This window comes from Simplicispira sp. (assembly GCF_028687295.1).
Taxonomy (GTDB): Bacteria; Pseudomonadota; Gammaproteobacteria; order Burkholderiales; family Burkholderiaceae_C; genus Simplicispira; species Simplicispira metamorpha.
Genome location: NZ_JAQUAL010000043.1, coordinates 1 through 21,512 on the forward strand (window position 1 = coordinate 1; position 21,512 = coordinate 21,512).

23 protein-coding genes and 1 tRNA gene are annotated in these 21,512 nt (G+C 64.6%); 16 read left to right on the forward strand and 8 right to left on the reverse strand.

The features are described from left to right. Positions 1-1,889: DNA polymerase I (polA, locus tag PHX69_RS06880; RefSeq protein WP_288042999.1), on the forward strand; the 1,889-nt coding region annotated here is incomplete at its 5' end. Positions 1,890-1,973: 84 nt separating this feature from the next. Next, positions 1,974-2,840, forward strand: coding sequence for a glutathione-dependent disulfide-bond oxidoreductase (yghU, locus tag PHX69_RS06885; RefSeq protein WP_288043000.1), 867 nt, complete (start codon positions 1,974-1,976; stop codon positions 2,838-2,840). A gap of 73 nt (positions 2,841-2,913) precedes the next feature. Here the strand turns inward: yghU and PHX69_RS06890 are convergent, their stop codons facing one another. The 7 genes from PHX69_RS06890 to PHX69_RS06920 form a co-directional block, all read right to left on the reverse strand. Further along, entirely contained in the window at positions 2,914-6,126 is a 3,213-nt protein-coding gene (locus PHX69_RS06890) for a DUF4214 domain-containing protein (RefSeq protein ID WP_288043001.1), read from the reverse strand. A gap of 91 nt (positions 6,127-6,217) precedes the next feature. Beyond that, a complete protein-coding gene (locus PHX69_RS06895; protein WP_288043002.1) occupies positions 6,218-6,997 on the reverse strand; it encodes an exodeoxyribonuclease III in 780 nt (259 codons plus the stop codon). A 124-nt stretch (positions 6,998-7,121) separates the two neighbouring features. Continuing rightward, positions 7,122-7,613 (reverse strand): dihydrofolate reductase, encoded by a 492-nt coding sequence (locus PHX69_RS06900; protein ID WP_288043004.1) that lies wholly within the window; start codon positions 7,611-7,613, stop codon positions 7,122-7,124. Between the two features lie 6 nt (positions 7,614-7,619). Then, positions 7,620-8,228 carry a DUF4337 domain-containing protein gene (locus PHX69_RS06905; RefSeq protein ID WP_288043005.1) on the reverse strand — a complete coding sequence of 203 codons (609 nt, stop codon included), beginning with the start codon at positions 8,226-8,228 and terminating at the stop codon, positions 7,620-7,622. A 67-nt stretch (positions 8,229-8,295) separates the two neighbouring features. Then, positions 8,296-9,129 carry a thymidylate synthase gene (locus PHX69_RS06910; RefSeq protein WP_288043006.1) on the reverse strand — a complete coding sequence of 278 codons (834 nt, stop codon included), beginning with the start codon at positions 9,127-9,129 and terminating at the stop codon, positions 8,296-8,298. A gap of 72 nt (positions 9,130-9,201) precedes the next feature. Further along, entirely contained in the window at positions 9,202-10,653 is a 1,452-nt protein-coding gene (locus tag PHX69_RS06915) for an FAD-binding oxidoreductase (RefSeq protein ID WP_502958491.1), read from the reverse strand. A 69-nt stretch (positions 10,654-10,722) separates the two neighbouring features. After that, entirely contained in the window at positions 10,723-11,214 is a 492-nt protein-coding gene (locus PHX69_RS06920; RefSeq protein ID WP_288043007.1) for a DUF2069 domain-containing protein, read from the reverse strand. A gap of 374 nt (positions 11,215-11,588) precedes the next feature. On the opposite strand from PHX69_RS06920, the gene PHX69_RS06925 reads away from it, so the two are divergent. The 14 genes from PHX69_RS06925 (at position 11,589) to PHX69_RS06990 (ending at position 20,818) form a co-directional block, all read left to right on the forward strand. Then, positions 11,589-12,941: a tyrosine-type recombinase/integrase gene (locus PHX69_RS06925; protein ID WP_288043008.1), complete on the forward strand. Its 1,353-nt coding sequence runs from the start codon at positions 11,589-11,591 to the stop codon at positions 12,939-12,941. A 278-nt stretch (positions 12,942-13,219) separates the two neighbouring features. Continuing rightward, positions 13,220-13,399 (forward strand): type II toxin-antitoxin system HicA family toxin, encoded by a 180-nt coding sequence (locus tag PHX69_RS06930; protein ID WP_288043009.1) that lies wholly within the window; start codon positions 13,220-13,222, stop codon positions 13,397-13,399. 13 nt (positions 13,400-13,412) lie between these two features. Further along, complete coding sequence (locus PHX69_RS06935) at positions 13,413-13,823, forward strand: type II toxin-antitoxin system HicB family antitoxin (protein ID WP_288043010.1); 411 nt, start codon at positions 13,413-13,415, stop codon at positions 13,821-13,823. A gap of 15 nt (positions 13,824-13,838) precedes the next feature. Then, on the forward strand, positions 13,839-14,168 hold the full coding sequence (locus tag PHX69_RS06940) for an addiction module antidote protein (protein ID WP_288043011.1): 330 nt from the start codon (positions 13,839-13,841) through the stop codon (positions 14,166-14,168). Between the two features lie 105 nt (positions 14,169-14,273). After that, positions 14,274-15,071 (forward strand): hypothetical protein, encoded by a 798-nt coding sequence (locus tag PHX69_RS06945; RefSeq protein ID WP_288043012.1) that lies wholly within the window; start codon positions 14,274-14,276, stop codon positions 15,069-15,071. Between the two features lie 104 nt (positions 15,072-15,175). Continuing rightward, positions 15,176-15,427: a hypothetical protein gene (locus tag PHX69_RS06950; protein ID WP_288043013.1), complete on the forward strand. Its 252-nt coding sequence runs from the start codon at positions 15,176-15,178 to the stop codon at positions 15,425-15,427. 374 nt (positions 15,428-15,801) lie between these two features. Next, complete coding sequence (locus PHX69_RS06955; RefSeq protein WP_288043014.1) at positions 15,802-16,008, forward strand: hypothetical protein; 207 nt, start codon at positions 15,802-15,804, stop codon at positions 16,006-16,008. After that, positions 16,005-16,235, forward strand: a complete 231-nt coding sequence (locus PHX69_RS06960; RefSeq protein ID WP_288043016.1) for a hypothetical protein — start codon at positions 16,005-16,007, stop codon at positions 16,233-16,235. Before PHX69_RS06955 ends, PHX69_RS06960 begins: the two co-directional genes overlap by 4 nt. Continuing rightward, positions 16,232-17,860 carry a YfjI family protein gene (locus tag PHX69_RS06965; protein ID WP_288043017.1) on the forward strand — a complete coding sequence of 543 codons (1,629 nt, stop codon included), beginning with the start codon at positions 16,232-16,234 and terminating at the stop codon, positions 17,858-17,860. Before PHX69_RS06960 ends, PHX69_RS06965 begins: the two co-directional genes overlap by 4 nt. 262 nt (positions 17,861-18,122) lie before the next feature. Beyond that, positions 18,123-18,527, forward strand: a complete 405-nt coding sequence (locus PHX69_RS06970; RefSeq protein WP_288043019.1) for a hypothetical protein — start codon at positions 18,123-18,125, stop codon at positions 18,525-18,527. 82 nt (positions 18,528-18,609) lie between these two features. Next, on the forward strand, positions 18,610-19,332 hold the full coding sequence (locus PHX69_RS06975) for a phage replication initiation protein, NGO0469 family (RefSeq protein ID WP_288043020.1): 723 nt from the start codon (positions 18,610-18,612) through the stop codon (positions 19,330-19,332). A gap of 13 nt (positions 19,333-19,345) precedes the next feature. Next, positions 19,346-20,068, forward strand: coding sequence for a 3'-5' exonuclease family protein (locus tag PHX69_RS06980; RefSeq protein WP_288043021.1), 723 nt, complete (start codon positions 19,346-19,348; stop codon positions 20,066-20,068). A gap of 11 nt (positions 20,069-20,079) precedes the next feature. Further along, entirely contained in the window at positions 20,080-20,469 is a 390-nt protein-coding gene (locus PHX69_RS06985) for a putative PDDEXK endonuclease (RefSeq protein ID WP_288043022.1), read from the forward strand. A gap of 94 nt (positions 20,470-20,563) precedes the next feature. Then, positions 20,564-20,818 carry a hypothetical protein gene (locus PHX69_RS06990; RefSeq protein ID WP_288043023.1) on the forward strand — a complete coding sequence of 85 codons (255 nt, stop codon included), beginning with the start codon at positions 20,564-20,566 and terminating at the stop codon, positions 20,816-20,818. A 618-nt stretch (positions 20,819-21,436) separates the two neighbouring features. Here PHX69_RS06990 and PHX69_RS06995 read toward each other — a convergent pair. Continuing rightward, positions 21,437-21,512, reverse strand: a tRNA-Thr gene (locus tag PHX69_RS06995).

Here is a 21,512-nt window from a genome sequence, read left to right on the forward strand (position 1 = left end):
CCGCCACCGCAGGCGCTGACACCACGACGGCGCCCCCAGATGGCCCAGACACCACCACCGATCCTGCCAGCGCTGACCCCGCCAGCCCCCTGCGCTGCGACACCCTGCTGACCTGGGCCGACTTTGACCGCTGGCTGGCACGCCTCCAGGGCGCCGAGCTGGTCGCCATCGACACCGAAACCACCTCGCTGGACGCCATGCGCGCGGAGATCGTCGGCATCTCTTTCAGCGTGCAGCCGGGCGAGGCCGCCTACATTCCGCTGCGCCACGCAGGCCCCGACGCCCCCGAGCAATTGCCGTTCGATGCGGTGCTGGCCCGGCTCAAGCCCTGGCTGCAAGACGCCAGCCGCCCCAAGCTGGGCCAGCACATCAAGTACGACCGCCACGTCTTTGCCAACCACGGCATCGAAGTGCAGGGCTACGCCCACGACACCATGCTGCAAAGCTATGTGCTGGAAGTCCACAAGCCGCACAACCTCACCAGCCTGGCCCAGCGCCACCTGGGCCGCAGCGGCATCGCCTACGAAGACCTGTGCGGCAAAGGCGCGCACCAGATACCGTTTGCGCAGGTCGATGTGGCCAAAGCCGCCGAATATGCGGGCGAAGACGCCGACCAGACCTTGCAGGTGCATGGCGCCTTGTGGCCGCTGTTGCAGGCCGACGACAAGCTGAGTGCCATCTACGCCCTGGAAATGCAGAGCAGCGAAGCCCTCTACCGCATCGAGCGCAACGGCGTGCTGATTGATGCCCCCACGCTGGCCACGCAAAGCCACGAGCTGGGCCAGCGCATCTTGCAGCTGGAGCAAGAGGCCTACGAGATTGCGGGCCAGCCCTTCAACCTGGCCAGCCCCAAGCAGCTGGGCGAGATTTTTTTCGACAAGCTGGGCATGCCCGTCGTCAAAAAAACCGCCACCGGCGCGCGCAGCACCGATGAAGAAGTGCTGGAAAAGCTGGCGCTGGACTACCCGCTGCCAGCCAAGCTGCTGGAACACCGTTCCTTGAGCAAGCTCAAGGGCACCTACACCGACAAGCTGGCGCAACTGGCCTTGCCGCGCACCGGGCGCGTTCACACCCACTATGCGCAGGCCGTGGCCGTGACCGGGCGGCTCTCCAGCGCCGAGCCCAATTTGCAGAACATCCCGATCCGCACGCCCGAGGGGCGGCGCATTCGCGCAGCCTTTGTGGCACCGCCCGGCTGCGTGCTGGCCAGCGCCGACTACAGCCAAATTGAGCTGCGCATCATGGCCCACCTCTCGGGCGACCATGCGCTTTTGCACGCCTTTCAGCAGGGGTTGGATGTCCACCGCGCCACGGCCGCCGAGGTGTTTGGCGTCAGCGTCCACCAGGTCACCAGCGAGCAGCGCCGCTACGCCAAGGTCATCAACTTTGGCCTGATTTACGGCATGAGCAGCTTTGGCCTGGCGAAAAACTTAGGCATTGAAACCAAGGCCGCTGCCGCCTATATCGACAAATACTTCCAGCGCTACCCTGGCGTGAAGCAGTACATGGACGACACCAAAGCCCAGGCCAAAGCCATGGGCTATGTCGAAACCGTGCTCGGCCGGCGCCTGTACCTGCCCGAGATCAACTCCCCCAACGGCCCGCGCCGCGCCGCCGCCGAGCGCGCCGCCATCAACGCACCCATGCAGGGCACGGCTGCCGACCTGATCAAACTGGCCATGGTGAAGGTGCAGCAAGCGCTGGACGCGCACCAGCCTGCCATCAAAATGATCTTGCAGGTACACGACGAACTGGTGTTCGAGCTGCCCGAGAGCGAGGTGGACTGGCTGCGCCATGAAATCCCGCGCCTCATGGCCAGCGTGGCTGACCTGCGCGTGCCCTTGCTGGCCGAAGTGGGCGTGGGCCGCAACTGGGACGAGGCGCATTGACACCCCACGCTAGCGCAGCCTGAACTATGGGTTGTGGCAACGGCCCTGCGCTGGAGTTTTTTGATCTGTTCTTGGAGCTTGGATATGACCGATTCATCCCCTTACACCCCGCCCGCCATCTGGCAATGGAACCAAGAGAGCGGCGGCAAGTTTGCCAACATCAACCGGCCCATCGCCGGTGCCACGCACGAGCAAGAGTTGCCGGTGGGCAAGCACCCGTTGCAGCTGTATTCGCTGGCCACACCCAACGGCGTCAAGGTGACGGTGATGCTGGAAGAGCTGCTGGCCCTGGGCCACAGCGGCGCCGAGTACGACGCCTGGCTGATTCCCATCCAGCAGGGGGCGCAGTTCAGCAGCGGCTTTGTCGCGGTCAACCCCAACTCCAAAATTCCGGCGCTGATGGACCGCAGCGGCGCCGAGCCGGTGCGCGTGTTTGAGTCTGGCGCCATCCTGTTGTATCTGGCCGAGAAGTTTGGTGCCTTTGTGCCCGCCAGCGGTGCGGCGCGCGCCGAGTGCCTGTCGTGGCTGTTTTGGCAGATGGGCAGCGCGCCGTTTCTGGGCGGCGGCTTTGGCCATTTTTACGCCTACGCGCCAACCAAGATCGAGTACGCCATCAACCGCTACGCCATGGAAGCCAAGCGCCAGATGGATGTGCTCAACCAGCGCCTTGCCACGCACGAGTTTTTGGCGGGCGACGCCTACACCGTGGCCGACATGGCCGCCTGGCCCTGGTACGGCGCCCTGGCCCTGGGCCAGCTCTACGATGCAGCGGAGTTTTTGCAGGTGCATGAATACACCCACGTGCTGCGCTGGGCCGAGCAGATTGCAAAGCGCCCGGCGGTGCAGCGCGGCCGCATGGCCAACCGCACCTGGGGCGACCCTGCCAGCCAACTGCACGAGCGCCACGATGCCAGCGATTTTGATACCCGTACGCACGACAAGTTGGCATAAAAAAAGCCGCCAGGGCTTACAGGATAAGCGCTGGCAGCTATTCAAATAAGAGCGCCCGAGGGCGCTTTTTGCTTCAGAAGCGGGCGGCGTACTCTGACGATTGCAACAGGCTGTTGATCAGCGAGAGCAGATTGGCCCGGCCCGCGTTCATGTCCGCCAGCCACCGGTCATGTTCGCTGGTATTGGGGCTGCGCTTGAGCATGCCCACGTGCGCCAGAGTGATGCCTTGCGAATTGGCCGTATTCGCCTGGTTTTCTGCCGACTCCGAAAAGCCAATCATCATCTGCCCACGCGACATGCCACGATTGAGCTCTCCCAACCAATACGTAAAACCGGCCGGCTCGGCAGTACGGCCCAGCACGTTTTGGTACACGAGGTTGACAAAGCCAGCGTTGTCCAATGCCCCATAGGTGCCGATGAACTCTTGCGACTGCGCAAAGGCCTGCGAGACTTGCGCCAGGCTGGTGCCACCACCGCTGCTGGGGTACATGGCGTTGAACCAGTACATCAGGCCGCCGTAGTCAGGTACCCGTCGGAAGTAGGCGGTGTACAGGCGCACCAGTGGCCCAAATCGGCCCTGGAATTCAGTGGAGTTCATCAGTGTCTGGATTACCTGTGCCCGCGTAGCCGTGCCCGCGTTGAGCTGGTTGACCCAGTAGTTCAGCGCCGTGCTCTCTGGGCTGCGGCCCAGAAAGTCCCGGTACTGCTGCGTCACGAACACCACCGGGTCGGCCAGCGGGCCGCCGCCACTGCTGGCGGTGAAGCTGGCGGTGACGCTGCGCGCTGCGCTCATGCTGACCGTGCAGCTGCTGGTGCCGCTGCAAGCGCCGCCCCAGCCTGCAAACGTGCTACCCGATGCGGGCTGTGCGCTCAAGGTTACGGAGGTGCCGGCCGCGTAGCTGGCCGAGCAGGTACTGCCGCAGCTGATGCCCGCCGGGCTGCTGGTGACGGTGCCGCTGCCTGTGCCCTGGCGTGCGACGGTCAGGGAGTAGTTTTGTGTGGCGCCGGTTTGGTAGCTGGCCGTCAGTGTCAGGCCGCTGAAGGCCACATACCCTTCCAGCATGATGTAGTAGGTGCCAGCCGTCGGATTGCTGGCGGTGCAGATTTCAGTATTGCCGTAGTTGTCAGAGAGGCAATCGTAGGCACTGCGTGTGGGGCTCTGGCCAAAGCGCACATACAAATCGACATCGCCCGTGCCACCGCTGGTCTGGATGCTCAGATTCGTGGCACCCGCAGGCACTGCTACAGAGAAATACTGAAAAGAGCCCGAGGCGCCCGACAGATTGGTTTGCGCCAAGGGCGTGATGGTGCCGCCACCGGTACTGGTGTTGAAGCTGGCCGTGACGTTGGCGCTGCTGGTGCCGGCAGCAATGGTGCAACTGCTGCTGGTGCCGCTGCAAGCGCCGCTCCAGCCGACAAAGGTGCTGCCGCTGGCAGCCTGCGCCGTCAGGGTGATGGCGCTGGTGCTGGCAAAGCTGGCCGATGCGCTGGAGCAGGTGCTGCCGCAGCTCAGGCCTGCTGGGCTGCTGGTGACGCTGCCGGTGCCCGTACCCGACTTGGTGAGCGTAACCAAGCGGGTGGTGGCCGCTGCGGTGAAGCTGGCGGTCACGCTGCGGGCGCTGTCCATGCTGACGGTGCAGCTGCTGGTGCCAGTGCAAGCGCCGCTCCAGCCGCTGAACGTGCTGCCCGATGCAGGCTGTGCGCTCAAAGTGACCGATGTGCCCGCCGCGTAGCTGGCCGAGCAGGTACTGCCGCAGCTGATACCCACCGGGCTGCTGGTCACGGTCCCACTGCCTGTGCCCTGGCGCGACACCGACAGGGTGTAGTTTTGCACCACGTTGTCCAGTGGCAGGTACGTTTGGGCGCTGCTTTGCAGCACGCTGGCCACGCGCCAAGGATTGACGCCCCGGGTGTGGTTGGTGCCGAAATTGAAGCTTAGATCCGTCAGACCTCCGTTGATCTGGTCGCAGTAGCTCATGATGGTGCCAGCACCAGTGCTGGCAATGCCACCACTGATGGAGTTGATGCCGGGTAAGCGGCCAGGGCGATTTATGCCGCCGAGCAAGTTGGTGCATTGCGTCCCACGGGATTCGGAATAGCAGCAGTCGATGGCACCGCCCTCGTTGGATCCAACGTAGGGGTTGTCAAAGCTATGCGTGTGGGAACTGCCAAAAGCGTGGCCGATTTCATGGGCTACCACCACAGCATCCCAAACGATTTGGGGGCTACTGGCCGAAAAGCCACCGTCAATCTCGGCACTGACGCCGTAAGCGTAATCTTTGGCATCACCAGGCAAGGTATTGATGTAAGCAATGCCACCGCCCGCATTGCGTGCGCTCAGCAAATGGACATGGTGGCGTGGCTGACTGAACCGGCTGGAGGCGTTCCAGTAGGCCTGTAGTTCATCCAGCAAGACATTGGTAGAGCTGCCCGTCCAGGGGTCGGCGCTGCTGCTGTACACGTTGATCTGCGTCACATTCAAGCGCGAGCCGATTTCGCTCTCGTACTGCGAGCTGACATAGCCCATCAGGTCGGTGACGTAGGCATTGACGGCGCTGCTGCTGCCCAGGCGCTGGAACAACTCGTAGTCGGTCTCGATGATGATGTCGGCGCGCCGCTGCGTGCCCAGCGCTTCGGCGCCGCGCGATGCTGCGCCCAGCAGGCCAGCGCGCTGGTGGTTCTTGCGCAGGTTTTCCAGCAAAGCGGCAGAGGGCGGAGCGTAGTTTCTCTCGATGAACTCGTCATTGACACCGCATGCAAAAGGCTTGCTTGGAGCATCTGCGGTGCGTTCCACGCGGCGTGCGCGCAGTGCTGGCAGGCTGGCCGTACCCGGTGTGGTGCTGGCGTTGCCCGCAGTGCCAGGCGCAGGCATGTCGCTGACAAACACTTCTTCGCCACGGCGCACGATGCTGCGCAGGGCGCCCTGTTCATCTATGGAGACAAACACGCTGCTTTTGGGGTCGCCCACCAGCTGGCCGGTGAAATGGGCGCGCGGTGCGGGGCGTGTGGTGGTCACTTTCGTGCCCGAATGCACGACCAGCAGTGGCGCGCTGCCGACGTTGGTGCGGCGCAGGTCTGCGCTGGCCACTTCGCCGCTGGCTTCGTCCAGCTTCAGGCGCTCCAGGCGCAGCGTGCCGCCAGGGGGCACGGTCAACGCCTGGCGTACATCGCTACCAGGCGCCTGGGCTGCGGGCAGCGCCAGGACGGTTTGCGCCATTGCAGGCGCTACAAGCGCAGCGCACAGCAGCAAGGATGCCAAGCGGTTGCGCACGGATAGGAAATTCATGTCGGCACTCCTTGTCAGGTAAGTCGCTCCGACTGTAATCCCACAGCCCTACGGTGTCTTTACATTTGTGAGCAATCGTGGCTGAACTGCCTCACTCGGCCAGCGTCACTACCACGGGCGCGTGGTCGCTGGGCTGGGGGTTTTTGCGCGGGGCGCGGTCGATGGTGCAGGCGCTGGCGTGGCTGCGCAGGGCATCGCTGAGCAGGATGTGGTCAATGCGCAGGCCCCGGTTTTTCTGAAAACCCAGCATGCGGTAGTCCCACCACGAGTAGCTTTTCTCGGGCTGCTCGAACAAACGGTATGCATCGGCCATGCCCAGCGCCAGCAGGCTCTGAAAATGCGCGCGTTCTTCCGGCGTGTGGTGGATGGTGCCGCGCAGGCCCTCGGGGTCGTAGGAGTCGCGGTCTTCGGGGGCGACGTTGAAGTCGCCCAGCAGCACCAGACGCGGGTGCTGGGCCAGCTCGGTGCGCAGCCAGTCGTGCAGTGCGGCCAGCCAGCGCAGTTTGTAGGCGAATTTGTCGCTGCCCGGCGCCTGGCCATTGACGAAGTAGCCGTTCACCAGCCGCAGCGCGCCGCCGGGGGTGTCGATGGTGGCGGCAATCACCCGGGCCTGTTCGTCGTCAAAGCCGGGGATGTTGCGCACTACGTCGCGCAGCGGGCTGCGCGCCAGCAGGGCCACGCCGTTGTAGGTTTTCTGGCCGAAGGCGGCGGCGTGGTAGCCCGCCGCTTGCAGCGCGGCCAACGGAAACTTGTCGTCGGTGAGTTTGAGCTCTTGCAGGGCCAGCACGTCCACCGGGTGGGCTGCCAGCCAGTCCAGCACCTGGGGCAGGCGCACGGTAAGGGAGTTGACGTTCCAGGTGGCGATTTGCATGGTTTTTTGGCCTCCAGACCTTGTGTGGTGTGCGCTAGCAGCTATCAATAAATGAGTGAAGTGGTGGCGGGTGCCGTGCCACGCTGCCAGGGTTGTCGGCGCGCAGGCGGTGCCCGGGTGGTGTTCAGGCAGCGCGCAGGTAGCGCACAAAGCAAAACGGCAGGCCGCTGGCGCTGGTGTGGTGCTCGCGCGCGGCCTCTTTCCATTCGGGGCCCAGCGTGGGGGCGTAGGCGTCGCCATCAAAGTCTTGGCCGATTTCTGTCACTTCCACGCAATCAGCCAGGGGCAGGGCCTGGGCGTAGATTTGCGCGCCGCCGATGACCCAGATGGTGCTGTTGTGGTGCTCATGAAGTTGTAGCGCTTCGCGCAGGCTGGATGCGCGCTGCACGCCGTTTTCATGCCAATCTGGCTGGCGCGTGATGACGGTGTTGCTGCGCCCGGGCAGGGGCCGAAAGCGCGCGGGCAGCGAGTCCCAGGTTTTGCGCCCCATGATGACCGGGCAGCCCAGCGTGAGCTGCTTGAAGTGCGCCAGGTCTTCTGGCAGGTGCCAGGGCATGGTGCCGTCTTTGCCAATGACGCCGTTGGCGGCGCGGGCGTAAATCAAATGCACAGGCATGGTGTGTCAGATGTGCAAAAACGCCAGTCCACCCACGGCAATGCCCACGCCGGCCACGCCGAACATGGCGTATTCCAGCCATTTCTTTTTCGTCAGCAGGGCGATGGCGGCCAGGGCAATGGCGATCTGCAAGGCGGTGGTGGCCTGGGCCCAGCGGTGGTGCTCGTGCATTTGCGCCTCGCTCTTGTGATCCCAGGCGCTGGATTCTTGCTCCAGCTTTTCTGCTGCCGCCTTGATGTCGTTCTTCTCTTTTTCGTAGCGGTCAATCTGGGCTTGGTATTTGGTTTTGTCTTCCGGGCTCGGATTCAGGTCGCGTGAGACTTCGGTCAGGTGCTGTTTGGTGCTTTTGGACTGGAAGTAAGTCCACTGGTTGGCGGCTTCGGTTTTTTTGATGGCCGCATCGTTTTTGTACAGCCCGGCGTTGGTTTGCGTGGCGCCACCCATGTAAGAAAACAGTGCCCCCACGGTGGCGACGATGGCAGTCACCATGGCAATGCGGCTGGTGGCTACGCCGCTTGCCTCATGGCCCGCATCGTGGTGGTGGTCGCCGCCGTGCGTGGCATGTTCAATAGCGTGGTCGTGGGGGCCGTGTACGTGAAATCCGCCGGAAGACATGGTGTGGTTGGAAGGTGAGGGTAAAAAAACAAAGGTGCGATGGTGCGTGCGCGCGCCTGCATGTGGTCTAGACCGCCACCGGCGCCTTGATGGCCGGGTGGTGTTGGTAGTCCGTCACTTCAAAGTCTTCGTACTGGTAGTCGAAGATCGAATCCGGGCGGCGCTGGATGTGGAGCTGGGGGTAGGGGTAGGGCGTGCGCGCCAGCTGCGTTTGCACCTGCTCGAAGTGGTTGCTGTAGAGGTGGCAGTCGCCCCCCGTCCAGATGAAATCGCCCACCTGCAGGTCGCACTGCTGGGCCACCATGTGCGTCAGCAGCGCGTAGCTGGCAATGTTGAAGGGCACGCCCAAAAAGATGTCGGCGCTGCGCTGGTAGAGCTGGCAGCTCAAGGTGCCTTTGCCGCCGGGTTCGGTGGCGGGCGCCACATAGAACTGGAAAAAAGCGTGGCAGGGCATGAGCGCCATTTTGTCCAGCTCGGCCACGTTCCAGCTGCTGACGATGATGCGGCGCGAGTCGGGGTTGGTTTTGAGCGTGTCGATCGCCTGGCTGATCTGGTCGATGTGGCCGCCATCCGGCGTGGGCCAGCTGCGCCACTGCACGCCATACACGGGGCCGAGGTCGCCGTCGGGGCGGGCCCATTCGTTCCAGATGCTCACGCCGCGCTCGGTCAGCCAGTGGTTGCTGCTGGAGCCGGTGAGAAACCACAACAGCTCCACGATGATGCTTTTGAGGTGGACTTTTTTGGTGGTGATCAGCGGAAAGCCTTCCTTCAGGTCAAAGCGCATCTGGTGTCCGAACACGCTTTTCGTGCCGGTGCCGGTGCGGTCGGCTTTGGTCACGCCGTGCGTGAACACGTGGCGCATCAGGTCTTCGTACTGGGAGCGGATGGGGCGGGATGGCATGGCAAAAAATCAGATAAAAACAGGCTCTGAGCCTTGCGCACAGCGCGCAAGCAGCTATGAAATCAATAGTATTCAGGTGGAGGATGGTGGCTGCTGCGCACCCAGCACGCGGCCCGGGTTGAGCAGGTTCTGCGGGTCCAGCGCCTGCTTGATGGCGTGCATCAGGCCCAGCGCCACGGGCGACTGGTACTGCGCCAGCGTCTCCACCTTGAGCGCGCCCACGCCGTGCTCGGCGGAGAACGAGCCGCCAAACTGCGCCACGGCGTCGTACACCAGCGCGTTGACGCGCGCTTCCTGGTCGCGCAGAAAAGCTTTGGCGTCGCCCTCGGCAGGCGCCTGCACGTTGAAGTGCAGGTTGCCATCGCCCAGGTGGCCAAAGTTGACCAGCCGCACGCCGGGCACTTCGCGCGCCAGCAGGGCCTCGGTGTGCGCCACAAACGCCGGGATGCGCGAGATGGGCACCGAGATGTCGTGCTTGATGTTCAGCCCCTCTTCGGCCTGCGCCAGCGGGATGCTTTCGCGGATGTGCCACAGGGTGTGCGCCTGCGCGAGGTTCTCGGCCACCACGGCGTCTTGCACGCAGCCGGCCTCGAAGGCGGCTTCCATCAGCGCCTCAAAGCGGGTGCGGGCGTGGTCTTCGGATTCGCTGTCGGAGTTTTCCAGCAGCACGCCGTAGGGCACGCCGCTCTGGTCGATGAAGGGTACGCGCAGTTGCGGGTAGTGCTTGTTCACCAGCTCCAGGGCAAAGCGGCCCATGACTTCAAAGCCCGTCAGGCCCGCGCCCAGGTGCTGGTGCGCCAGGCCCAGCAAGGCGACGGCGTGTTCCATCGAGGGCACGGCAGCCCAGGCAGTGAGCTGCGCTGCGGGCTTGGGGTAGAGCTTGAGCGTGGCAGCGGTGATGATGCCCAGCGTGCCCTCGCTGCCGATGAACAGGTCGCGCAGGTCGTAACCGGTGTTGTCTTTGCGCAGGCCGCGCAGGCCGTCCCAGACCTCGCCCTGTGCCGTGACCACTTCCAGGCCCAGGCACAGTTCGCGCGCATTGCCGTAGCGCAGCACCTGCGTGCCACCGGCATTGCTGGCCAGGTTGCCGCCGATGGTGCAGCTGCCCTCAGCGGCCAGCGAGAGGGGGAACAGCAGGCCCGCCTGGTCAGCGGCGTGCTGGACGTTTTGCAGGATGCAGCCGGCCTCCACCGTCATCGTGAGGTTGTCTTTGTCGATGCCGCGCACCGCGTTCATGCGCGTGAGGCTGAGCACCACCTCGCGGCCCGAGCCGTCGGGCGTGGAGCCGACCGACAGGCTGGTGTTGCCGCCCTGGGGCACGATGGCCACGCCCGCCTGCGCGCAGCAGCGCACCACGGCGGCCACCTCGGCAGCGTTGGCCGGGCGCACCACGGCCAGCGCCTTGCCGGTGCGGCGGCGGCGCCAGTCTTGCTCGTAGGCGCCGAGGTCGCCCTCGGTCAGCACATGGGCGGCGCCCACGGCGCGGCGCAGGGATTCGATCAGTGCGGGCATCGGCTCTGGCATAGGTGGAACTCCAGTGGTGGTGCGGGGCAGAAAGTGGGCGGCGGATAAGCGTACAGGTGCGCGCGGTGTTCAGGCGGTGCGGGCCGTGTCGGCCGCGCTGGGTGCCGGGGCTGTATCGGCACTGGCCGGGCGGGCGCTGCGCAGGCGCAGGCGGATGTGCATGGTGCAGGCAGTAAACAGCAGCAGGCACAGTACCACTTCCAGCAGGGCCAGCCAGTTGCTGGGCGCGCGGTCGCTCCAGGCGCGCACCACGCCTTCGGTGAAATACAGCCACACCATCAGACTGACCCAGCGGTAGGTGTACATGCGGTTTTTCAGGAAGCCGGCCAGCGGAATGCACAGCGGCAGGGCTTTGAGCGCCAGCCACGAGCCCCCCGGGCGCAGCGGCGCCAGAAACAGCTCCCAGGCCAGGCTCAGCACAATCAGCCCCAGCAAACTGGCCACGGCCACGCGCCGGGTGGCGTTGACCAGGGGCGCAGCGACGGGTGGGGCGGCAGGGGGTGCGCCAAGCGCAGCGTGGTCGGCAGGCGCGGGGCGGGGTGCGGGGCGGGGAGCATTCATGGCGGGTGGTGGATCAAATCGCTGTTGCGGGGCCAGTGGACATCGTCTTACATCCGCCATTGGGCCGCATGTAAAAAAACCCCGCTACCGTGTGGATAGCGGGGTTTTGTATTGGTGCCGGAGAGATGAATCGAACACCCGACCTTCTCATTACGAATGAGCAGATAGAATGTTTCGGAGTCGTTGACCGGCGTTGATTTGTCCTATGTAAATCAGCAACTTAGGTGCATTTTTAGGGTTTTTGCACAGCGCTGGTGTTGATTGATATTCGCCAAAATAGGGTGTTTTTGGCTACATGGTGGCTACATGGTGGCTACATGGCCGCCAAACAGGCCGCGTAGTGTAGCCAACCCCCTGACCGCAGAAAGCACAGCATGGCCCGCCCCAAAAAGACCGACACCCCCGACCTGGCCGCGCGCCAGAACCTGACCGCTGGCACCATCGAGCGCCTGGCCTGCCCCGCTGGCAAGGAACAAGCGTTCATGCGCGACAGCGAAGCGCCCGGCCTGCGCGTGCGGGTAACTGCCGCTGGCGCGAAGGCGTTTGTGTTTGAGGCGAAGCTGAACCGCCAAACCATCCGGCGCACCATTGGGGACGTTCGCACCTGGTCAATTGAACAGGCCCGCACCGAAGCGCGCCGCCTGGCCGTGCTGCTGGACAACGGGCAAGACCCCCGCGAGATAGAGCGCCAGCAACAGGCAGACAAAGCCGCCGCCCAGGCTGCTGCCAGTGCCCAGGCCCTGACCGTGGGTGAGCTGTGGCCCCTGTACCTGGCGCAGGGCAGGCCCAAGCGCAAAGACGCCTGGAAGCCGCGCTACCGTGCCGACCTGGAAAGCATGGCCAGCCCAGGCGGTGCCCCCAAAAAGCGCGGGCAAGGGCTGACGCTGCCCGGCCCGCTGCACCCTCTCATGGGGCTGGCGCTGGTGGACGTGACGCCCGATGCGCTGGCCATCTGGTACGACTGCGAAGCCCTGCGCGGCAAAGACCAGGCCGCCCGCGCCCGTGGGATGTTTCAGGGCTTTTTGCGCTGGTGCAGTGGACAGCCTGAATACCGCGCACTGGCCGACCGCGAAGCGCCCAAAGACCCGCGCATCGTGGAAAACCTGCCGCCCACCAAGCGCCGCACGGGCGCACTGGAGGCCGCCCAGGTGCCCGGCTGGTGGCAGGGCGTGGAGGAGCTGGGAAACCGCACTGCCAGCGCCTACCTGAAAACGCTGCTGCTGACCGGCGCCCGGCGCGAGGAAGTGGCCGCCATCCAATGGCAGGACGTGGATTTTCAGTGGCGCAAACTGACCCTTGCCGATAAGGCCACCAGCACCAGAACCATCCCCCTGACACCCTACCTGGCGCAGCTACTGGCCACGCTGCCCAGGGTGGGGCCCTACGTGTTTGCCGCCGACAGCAAAACCGGGCACATCGCTGACGCCCGTGACGCCCACGCCAAGGCCCTGCAAAGCGCGGGCGTGCCCCACCTGACGTTCCACGACCTGCGCCGCACCTTCATTCAGCACGCGCGCCGGGTCGTGCCTGCGGGCGTACCAGCGCAAATCAGCGGGCACGCACCCAGCGCCGTTGCCGAGGGCTATGCCGTTCTGAGCATTGGCGAGCTGCGGCCCTATGCCGAGCAAGTGGAAGCGCACATTCTGGGATTGGCCGGGGTGCAGTTCACCAGCGCCAGCGAACCCGGCAAACTGCGCGTGGTGGCCGGTGGCGCAGGGGCCGAGTGATGACGTAGCCACCCCGTGGCTAATGGCTAATCCGGCTAACGTGGCTAATCTGGCTAATCTGGCTAACGGTTTCGACCCCGTGGCTACTGGCTACAGTGGCTACAGTGGCTACAGTGGCTACAGTGGCTACAGCCTGATTTACCAGCAAAAACCAGCGCTAGCCCTTATTCAGCGGGCGCAAGCAGCTATCAAATAAATAGCAAAACCGTGCTGGCGCTGGCGCCGCTGACAAGCAATCACCCTTGTTCAGGCCCGTTGAGGTGTGTAGCATCCACACGATGACCAGTGCCGACCTGATACGAGACATGCAGCGCGCAGGCTGGCAGCTTGATCGCGTGAACGGTTCACACCACATCTTCAAGCACCCAGACCGCCCCGGCATCGTGGTGGTTCCCCATCCCAAGAAAGACTTGGGCCAAGGGCTGGTCAAAGCCATCCGGCGGCAAGCCGGTATCTGAAAGGAGCACACCCATGCACTACCCCATCGCCATCGAGCCTGGCAACGAATCCACCGCGTGGGGCGTGGTGGTGCCCGACCTGCCCGGCTGCTTTTCTGCTGGCGACACGCTGGAACAGGCCATGGTGCAGGCCGAGGCTGCCATTGCCGCCTGGATTGAATGCGCCCTTGACGCTGGTCAGGACATACCTGCGCCGTCTGACATTCAGGCCCTACGGGCTGCACACCCTGAATTTGAGGGCTGGCCGTGGGCGCTGGTGAAGGTTGACCCAGCCATGCTGGATGACACGCTGGAGCGCGTGAACATCAGTCTGCCCCGCCGCGTACTGCACCGCCTGGATGCACGCGCCCGCAGCGCTGGCGAGACGCGCTCAGGGTTCATCGCACGCATGGCCTTTGAGGGACGCGAGCCAGCCCACGCCTGAACACCGCAAGCCGATATGACCACCCACAAGCCACCCGCAAGCCGCCCGCACGACGCCGCTGTGGTGGAACTGCTCAAGGCAGCCCCCGACTTTGCCAATGAATACTTGGCCGCAGCACTGGAAGAAGCCGACCAGCCCGGCGGGCAGGCCGCATTGCTGGCCGCGCTGCGCCATGTAGCCGAGGCCCAGGGCATGGCCGCTGTGGCCCAGCGTGCTGGCATACCGCGCGAAACCCTTTACCGCGCACTGGGGCCCAGGGGCAACCCCACCGTAAAAACGCTGCTGGCCGTGCTGGGCGCTGCTGGCCTGCGCGTGGCAGTGACGCGAGACAACGCCCACGCCTGACCCGTTTACGCCCCAGATAGGCCCGCCTCGAAACCGGGCTGAAAAGCGGGACACCTTCACCCGCCTGCTGGGGCACCATTTGAAGGGCGCCATGAAGGGGCGCACATGACACTGCACCTGATTGAAGCTGCACGGATACTGAACTTTGACCCTGCCCAGGGTTGGCCCAAAACCATCACTCCAGACCGTTTGGCATCATTGCAAGCCTGGCGCGATGGCCTGGACATGAAGACCCGGCGCAGCAAAGCCGCCACCTGGTGCAAACTGATCGAGCTGGCGCTGGCTGCCGGGGCCATCGAGCACACGACGACCACCGAGACAGTTCAAGTAAGTTCAGAAAAAGATGTTTTTCCAACTTCATCCACGAGAAGCTGGCCTGACCAATACACCCGTGGCGGCAGGTTCTATGCCTACACCCAGCCAGCGCAATATCGGGATGTAACGCTGCACCACATCACCGCCCACGACTTCGCCGCCTGGCTGGCACGTCAGGACGAAGAACCCAGCCCCCACATCGCGGCATGGTTCAAGGCCGTAGGGGTGGCGCCTGCCACAGCAGCGAAGCCACCAGCGCCAGCCCAGACCGCCGCGCCTACCAGCGCCAGCGATGCACCAGTGACAACAGCCAGCACCAGCGAGCCGCCTGCCTGGCGTGTGACAGCCCCCGCCCGATACAGGGGCTACACGTTACCCCTGTTCAACGTTCTGAGCGCAGCGCATCGCGCTGGAGAACCCCGGCCCACTGCCCGCGATGTTCTGGAGGTATGGCACGCCAACCAGCCTCAAGAAATTGCCCAGGTTCTTGCGGACGGATTCAACTATTACGACTCAACAGGCAACACCAAAGCTGCGGGCCTTGAATCTCTGCGCAAGGCCATCGAGCGCATGACAAACGCCCGATAAGCGGATGCCAGAGCCGATAAGCGGACGCCAGAGCCGATAAGGTAGGAGAAATCAACCTACCCGGAAAAACATCGCTGCAAACCAACACCACGGAATGCAAAGCGATGCAATCGACACCCGCCCAACACAGCAGCGCCACCCACAGCGCTGCCACCACCGCCCAGACCTGGCCACCGCTGGAGCTGGTCAACCGCCCCACCGTTCCCACTGAGCAGGCCGCACACTACCTGCAACGCCGCCCCCAAACCCTGCGCGGCTGGGCCTGCAACGAGGATGGCCCCTTGCGCCCTGTTCGCATTCATGGCCGTTTGGGCTGGCCCGTGGCTGCCATCCGTGCCTTGCTGGGGGCCGCGTAATGCTGGCGTTGGTTGTGACGGCCTACGCCGCCGGGCTGGCGCTGGAGAGCGCGGCGAACAACACCATGCTGCGCATCTGGTGTGCTTCGCCTTCGGGCTGGGGCCGTGATAAAGTTCGCGTCGGTGCTGCAAAGCACTACGGGTCGGAAGCCCGGAAATCAGTAGGCGCAGCAGCCGCGCCCAATTTGGACAGCGGCTTTTTTACGCCCATGCGCTGCGCATGGCACACATGGCTTTCCTTTTTGGCGGGCCGTGTGGGGGCACCCGCGAGGGTGCGCCGGTGCCTACTGCCGGTCTTCCGACCCTACACGGCCTGCCACCCATCGTCGGAAGCGATGAGCGGCAGGGTTACTACCTGTTCAGTAGGAGCCACCATGGCTAACACCCCCCAGGGCCGCACTGCGCCCGCACTTTTCCCCACCCCCGCCGATACCGTTGCCCTGCACTTTGAGGCCGTCAACGCTTGCGCCATGGCGCGCTGGTACGCCGCACGGCACAACTACGCGGCAGCAGCACGCAAACTGCGTCAAGGGCTGGTGGCCCTGCGCCGACTGCAATCGCTGGAAGGCGGTGCAGCATGAGCACCACCGACGCCCTGCACGCTGCCGTCCGAGCGCTAGATGCCGACCTGGCCACGCTGCTGCACATCTCAAACTTGGCTTTTTCGGCCAGCACCGCCACCGAACTGGAGGTAATTCACTTGCAGGCCATGGCTGCCGGAATTGAGGCCCTGGCCAATCAGCGCATCGATGTTTTGATTCACGCCCTCGACGCGGCAGGCGCCGCAGCGAAGGAGGCCGAGCAATGAACGCCCGTGACCCCCACCACGACGCCGCCGCCGAGCTGGCGCAGGTCAACGCCACCACCCAGCGCTACCGCAACGACTGCGCTGCCCAGGCCCAGGCCATGCGCCGCGAACTGGCCGAGCTGGACGCCCGCACCGCCCGCGCCGTTGAAGCCGGGGATGCAGCCCTTGCCGCCAAGACCTCGGACGCCGCCGCCACACTGGCAGCCCAAATCCACGACCTGGAAGAGCTGGCCACCCGTGGCACCCCGCCCGATGACTGGTGGCCCGAGCTGATCGCGCTGGACGACGACTGCGGCGACACCGAAGCGCCCAAGCCGTTTCCGTTTGCCGCGCTGGGCGATGTGCTGGGCCACGCCGCCCAGGCCATCGCAGACACCGTGCAGGCCCCGGATGCCATGGCCGGGGGCAGTGTGCTGGCGGCTGCTGCCCTGGCCGCGCAGCCCCTGGCAGACGTGGTGCTGCCCCATGGCCAGCGCAAGCCGCTGTCCCTGTTCATCGTCACATCCGGCGCCAGCGGCGACCGCAAAAGTGGTGTGGATGACGTGGCCTGTGTGGAGATCGCACGCCGCAGCAAGATTCAGTCGCGCAAGCACCACCACGCCATGGAGGCGTACCGGGAGGAACTGGCCGCGCGCCAGAAGGGCGACCCCGAACCCCAGGAGCCCAAGTTGCAGACCCTAACCCTGAGCAACGCCACGGTGGAGGGTGCCGCCCGTTTGCTCAAGGGCCAAAGCAGTCTGGGTGTTTTCAGCGCGGAAGGCGGCGAGATTTTCGGCGGGCACAGCATGAAGGATGCAAACCGCATGGGTTCGTTGGCGTTTTACCTGAAGTCGTGGGGTGGCGAGTCCCTGACCATCATGCGTGGCGGCAGCGGTTTCAGTTCGCTGCTGGGACGCCGCCTGTCGCTCAGCATCATGGTGCAGCCATTGCTGCTGCGCCAACTGCTGGCCGACCCGCTGGCCGATGGTCAGGGCTTTTTGGCGCGCTGCCTGATCGCTCAGCCCATCACGATGGCCGGCCAGCGCCCCTACCGTGGCGAGAACCCTGCCGACCACCCAGCGGTGCAGGACTACGCCGCGTGCATGGCCCGCTTGCTGGATACCACCCCCACGCTGTACGAGGGTGGCGACGGCTGCGAGCTGAATCCCCGTGGCCTGAGCCTCGACGCCCAGGCCCGTGCGCTGTGGATTGCGTTCTACAACGCCATTGAGGCCGAACAGGCAGACGGCAAAGAGCTGGCAGACGCCCGCCCGTTCGCATCCAAGGCCGCAGAACAGGCCGCGCGCATTGCTGGCGTGATTACCCTGTTCAACGACCCTGAGGCGCTGGAGGTGGGCGCCCAGGCCATGGACGGTGCCATCCAGATCGTGGGCTTCTACCTGAACGAGCATCTGCGCCTGATGGGCACGGGCAAGCAGCAGCAGGCAGACAAGCGTTTGCGCACGCTGCTGGAGTGGATGCAGGCGCAGGGGCAGTTTGTCAGCGCGGCACTGGTGCTGCAAAAGACACCACGCGCCGTGCGCAGTCTCAAGGCCAAGGGCATTGGCCTGCTGCTGGAGGAACTGGCAGGACGCGGCTACATCCGCCCCATAGGCAAGGAATGGGAGGTGCGCCGTGGTGTTTGACCTGGACTTGGGCGCCATCCGCAGCACCGCACAAACCACGGCTGACAACGCCTGGCTAATGGCTAATCCGGCTAACGTGGCTAATTTGGCTAACGAAAACCAGCCAAACAGCCCCAAAAGCCCCGAGGCGTTAGCCAAATTAGCCGGATTAGCCACATTAGCCATTAGCCACGCATCGAAAACGGTGGCTAACGACCCGGCCCAATCTGTAGCCGCTGTAGCCAGCGTAGCCAGCGTAGCCACTGTAGCCAGTAGCCACGGGGTGGCTACGCACCCACAAGCACCTGCACCCGACCCCGGCCACGCCCGCCTGCTGACCTTGGCCCAGGCGTACTGCGACCGCACCGGCGCCAACCCCCAGGCCCGGGCGCAGTGGGTGCAGGACGTGCAGGCCACCACCCCCGAGCAGCGCGCCAGCCTGTACCAGTACCTGCGCGCCTGCCTCCCACCAGCGCCGCGCCCAGCACCAGCAGCACTGCCACCGACACCACCAGCCCCGCGCGTGTGGCTGCACCTGGATGCTGCATGGCGCCGCCTGGATGCCATCTACCTGGCACATCACTGGACTTGCACCACCTGCAAAACCGCTGGCGCTGGACGCGGCGAGCGCTGCGACACCGGCCAGCGCCTGTACGACCAACTCGCCCAGGCCGTGCGCAGCGCCTGAGCACCCCCCCACAAGACCGAAAAACGACCGCCATCAAAGACCGAGCCACGTCCAAAAACAACCAACCACTGAGAAAAACACCATGATCGTTTCAGAAAACGCCACCAGCAACTACCAACCCTGCCCCCCCGGCTCCTACCTGGCGCGCGTGTGCCGCATCGTTGACGCGGGCACGCAAACAGCCGACTACAACGGCGAGATCAAGACCGCGCGCAAGGCCATCATGGGATTTGAAGTCTTGAGCGATGAGGTGCGGCGTGATGACGGGCAGCCCTATGTGCTCAGCAAGCGCTACACCTTGTCACTGCACGAGAAATCAGCCCTGCGCAAAGACCTGGCAGGCGCCCGTGGCCGTGACTTCACCCCCGAGGAATTGCGCGCCTTCGACATGCACAACGTGCTGGGCGCCACCGTGTTCGTGAGCGTCATCACGACCACCAAAGGCGACCGCACGTACAGCAACATTGCAGCGCTCATGCGCCCGCCCAAGGGCCTTGCCGTCCACGCTGGCACTGAACCGCTGCTGTTCTGGGATATGAGCAGCGCCACACCCGACTGGTCGGCATTCGCGCAACTGCACCGCAAGCTGCAAGAGCAGATCGAGGCCAGCCCCGAATACCAGCGCCTGACCCCACCCAAGACCATTGCCCTTGGAGCAAATCAGCCCTCAGCGCCCGCCAGCCAAGCGCAAGCAGCTACCAAAACAGTAGCACCAGCGCCAGCCCAGGCCATGCCCGAGCCGCCCGCCTACGCGACCGAGCCTGTGCCCGACTTTGCCGACATGGCCGATGACATCCCCTTCTGACCCGGAGAACACCATGAATCTGTACCTCGACATTGAGAGCATCCCCAGCCAACACCACGATGCGCTGGCGCAGGTGCGCGCCACCATCAAGCCCCCGGCCACCCTGAAGAAGCCCGAGAGCATCGCCGCCTGGTGGGCCAGCGAGGCCGACGGCGCAGCGCAGGACGCATGGCGCAAACAATCGCTGGACGGGGGCACCGCTGGCGAGATCGTCAGCGTGGCCGTGACCGATGGCGATGGCCGCGAGTGGGTGCGCTGCCGTGCCGTGGGTGAATCCGAAGCTGCGCTGCTGCAAGAGTTCATCGACGTGGTGGATGGCTGGACGCGCGACGAATGCCACAAGCTGGCTACCAGCGCCAGCGCCAGCAGCGCATTTCCGCTGGACGACCATCGCATCGTTGCCCACAACGCCGCATTCGACGTGCCGTTCCTGTGGCGCCGCATGGCCGTGCATGGCCTGCGCATCCCCCGATGGCTGCCGCCCCCGAGCGCCCGGCCTGGTCGTGGCCCTGTCTGCACCATGCTGCTGTGGGCTGGCTACGGTGGCCGCATCTCGCTGGACAGCCTTTGTCGTGCTCTGGGCCTGCCCAGCCCCAAGGAAGGCGGCATGGACGGCGCCAAGGTGTTCGACGCCTGGCAGGCTGGCCAGCACGACGACATTGCCGCCTACAACCTGGCCGATGCCCAGGCCGTCGCCGCTGTGTGGCACCGCCTGCAAACCGTGGGGGCGGTCTGACCATGGCAGGCATGAGCCGAGACAAGGGAAAGAGCGGTGAGCGTGAGCTGGCCCGACTGCTGTCTGAGATCACGGGCTACCCCATCGCCCGCCGCGTGCGCGGCCTCAAGGACGAGGACGACCTGGAGGGCCTGCCTGGCTGGTCAATGGAGTGCAAAAGGTACGCCACCATCACGCCCGGCCTGGTGGCCCAGTGGTGGGCGCAGGCGCAGCGCCAGGCCCAGGCCGTGGGCGCAGAGCCTGTTCTGTTCTACCGCGCCGACCGTGGCCCGTGGCGCGCACGCTGGAGTGCATCGCTGCTGGCACCTCTGTCTGCGCCAGCCGATGACGAGCCGGGCCTGGCCGACGATGCCACCGTGGAGGCCGACCCGGCCACCTGGTGGATGCTGTGCCGCTGCTGACGCGCGCAAGGTACTCCCGGGGCTTGTCCAATGCGGGTAATTCGTGCCCCGTGACAGGCCTACACAGCCGCCCTGCAACTTACTGACAACCGCCATGCCCCGTGCCCCCACACCTGCCGCCCGTGCCCAGCGTGACGCCTCTATCAAGGCAGATCGGGTACGCGGCTGGAGCCTGCGCAAGATCGCCAGGCACTACGGCATATCGCTGGCGCTGGCCCACAGACTGGCTGCCGATGTTCACATCCAACTGCCCAGCCCCTGGCACACGGCCAGGATGCCCAAGGCAGCACCACTGCCACCGTGCCCGCAGGCCGTGGCGCTGCACTGGCGCCTGTACGCCAGGCAATAGGTTCTCCCTGGGCTTTCCCCAGTACGGGTAATTCGAGCCGCACTCACGGAGTGTTCACCAACTTTTGCTTAGGGGGTGATGTGATGGCCCGGCCACCAGCGCCACCCCCAGTAGGTACTCCCAGGGCCCAGCCCACAAGGGGTAATTCGCCCCGCTCAAGTTGAATTGTGGAAGCGCTGCTAAAGCACCTAAACCCTAAACCCGCTCAACTTTCCAGACCCGGCCCATGTGCCGGGTTTTTCTTTGGCTGGTACCGATGTTGGTAGTTCGGTTCCTTGTTGAGGAATCGAATTTGCCTATGTGGTATGGCTGTTTTGGTCAAAAGTACCAACAAAAATGCCAACAAAAAAGAAAGTGACCCCCACCACATCGACCAGCGCCAGCACCGTGCGCCTACTGCTGGCGATGGTGTCGGCAATGCACTGCTGCGCAACGCCGCCGAGCTGCTGACCTGGTGCCACTGCCTGGCCAACACGGCCACCAGCACCAGCAAAGTGCAGGCGGTGCAGGCCCCCAAAAAGTGCAGAAACCCTGTACCGGTGGCTACATGGTGGCTACATGGAACCCAAAAGCAAAAACCCCGCTACCAAAAAGATAGCGGGGTTTCCTTTGCTGTATTGGTGCCGGAGAGATGAATCGAACACCCGACCTTCTCATTACGAATGAGCTGCTCTACCGACTGAGCTACACCGGC

Excerpts from the sequence above, each read along its gene's own strand:
- yghU (WP_288043000.1), top strand. The coding sequence starts at position 1,974 with ATGACCGATTCATCCCCTTACACCCCGCCCGCCATCTGGCAATGGAAC.
- PHX69_RS06890 (WP_288043001.1), bottom strand. The coding sequence starts at position 6,126 with ATGAATTTCCTATCCGTGCGCAACCGCTTGGCATCCTTGCTGCTGTGC.
- PHX69_RS06895 (WP_288043002.1), bottom strand. The coding sequence starts at position 6,997 with ATGCAAATCGCCACCTGGAACGTCAACTCCCTTACCGTGCGCCTGCCC.
- PHX69_RS06900 (WP_288043004.1), bottom strand. The coding sequence starts at position 7,613 with ATGCCTGTGCATTTGATTTACGCCCGCGCCGCCAACGGCGTCATTGGC.
- PHX69_RS06905 (WP_288043005.1), bottom strand. The coding sequence starts at position 8,228 with ATGTCTTCCGGCGGATTTCACGTACACGGCCCCCACGACCACGCTATT.
- PHX69_RS06910 (WP_288043006.1), bottom strand. The coding sequence starts at position 9,129 with ATGCCATCCCGCCCCATCCGCTCCCAGTACGAAGACCTGATGCGCCAC.
- PHX69_RS06915 (WP_502958491.1), bottom strand. The coding sequence starts at position 10,653 with ATGCCAGAGCCGATGCCCGCACTGATCGAATCCCTGCGCCGCGCCGTG.
- PHX69_RS06920 (WP_288043007.1), bottom strand. The coding sequence starts at position 11,214 with ATGAATGCTCCCCGCCCCGCACCCCGCCCCGCGCCTGCCGACCACGCT.
- PHX69_RS06925 (WP_288043008.1), top strand. The coding sequence starts at position 11,589 with ATGGCCCGCCCCAAAAAGACCGACACCCCCGACCTGGCCGCGCGCCAG.
- PHX69_RS06930 (WP_288043009.1), top strand. The coding sequence starts at position 13,220 with ATGACCAGTGCCGACCTGATACGAGACATGCAGCGCGCAGGCTGGCAG.
- PHX69_RS06935 (WP_288043010.1), top strand. The coding sequence starts at position 13,413 with ATGCACTACCCCATCGCCATCGAGCCTGGCAACGAATCCACCGCGTGG.
- PHX69_RS06940 (WP_288043011.1), top strand. The coding sequence starts at position 13,839 with ATGACCACCCACAAGCCACCCGCAAGCCGCCCGCACGACGCCGCTGTG.
- PHX69_RS06945 (WP_288043012.1), top strand. The coding sequence starts at position 14,274 with ATGACACTGCACCTGATTGAAGCTGCACGGATACTGAACTTTGACCCT.
- PHX69_RS06950 (WP_288043013.1), top strand. The coding sequence starts at position 15,176 with ATGCAATCGACACCCGCCCAACACAGCAGCGCCACCCACAGCGCTGCC.
- PHX69_RS06955 (WP_288043014.1), top strand. The coding sequence starts at position 15,802 with ATGGCTAACACCCCCCAGGGCCGCACTGCGCCCGCACTTTTCCCCACC.
- PHX69_RS06960 (WP_288043016.1), top strand. The coding sequence starts at position 16,005 with ATGAGCACCACCGACGCCCTGCACGCTGCCGTCCGAGCGCTAGATGCC.
- PHX69_RS06965 (WP_288043017.1), top strand. The coding sequence starts at position 16,232 with ATGAACGCCCGTGACCCCCACCACGACGCCGCCGCCGAGCTGGCGCAG.
- PHX69_RS06975 (WP_288043020.1), top strand. The coding sequence starts at position 18,610 with ATGATCGTTTCAGAAAACGCCACCAGCAACTACCAACCCTGCCCCCCC.
- PHX69_RS06980 (WP_288043021.1), top strand. The coding sequence starts at position 19,346 with ATGAATCTGTACCTCGACATTGAGAGCATCCCCAGCCAACACCACGAT.
- PHX69_RS06985 (WP_288043022.1), top strand. The coding sequence starts at position 20,080 with ATGAGCCGAGACAAGGGAAAGAGCGGTGAGCGTGAGCTGGCCCGACTG.
- PHX69_RS06990 (WP_288043023.1), top strand. The coding sequence starts at position 20,564 with ATGCCCCGTGCCCCCACACCTGCCGCCCGTGCCCAGCGTGACGCCTCT.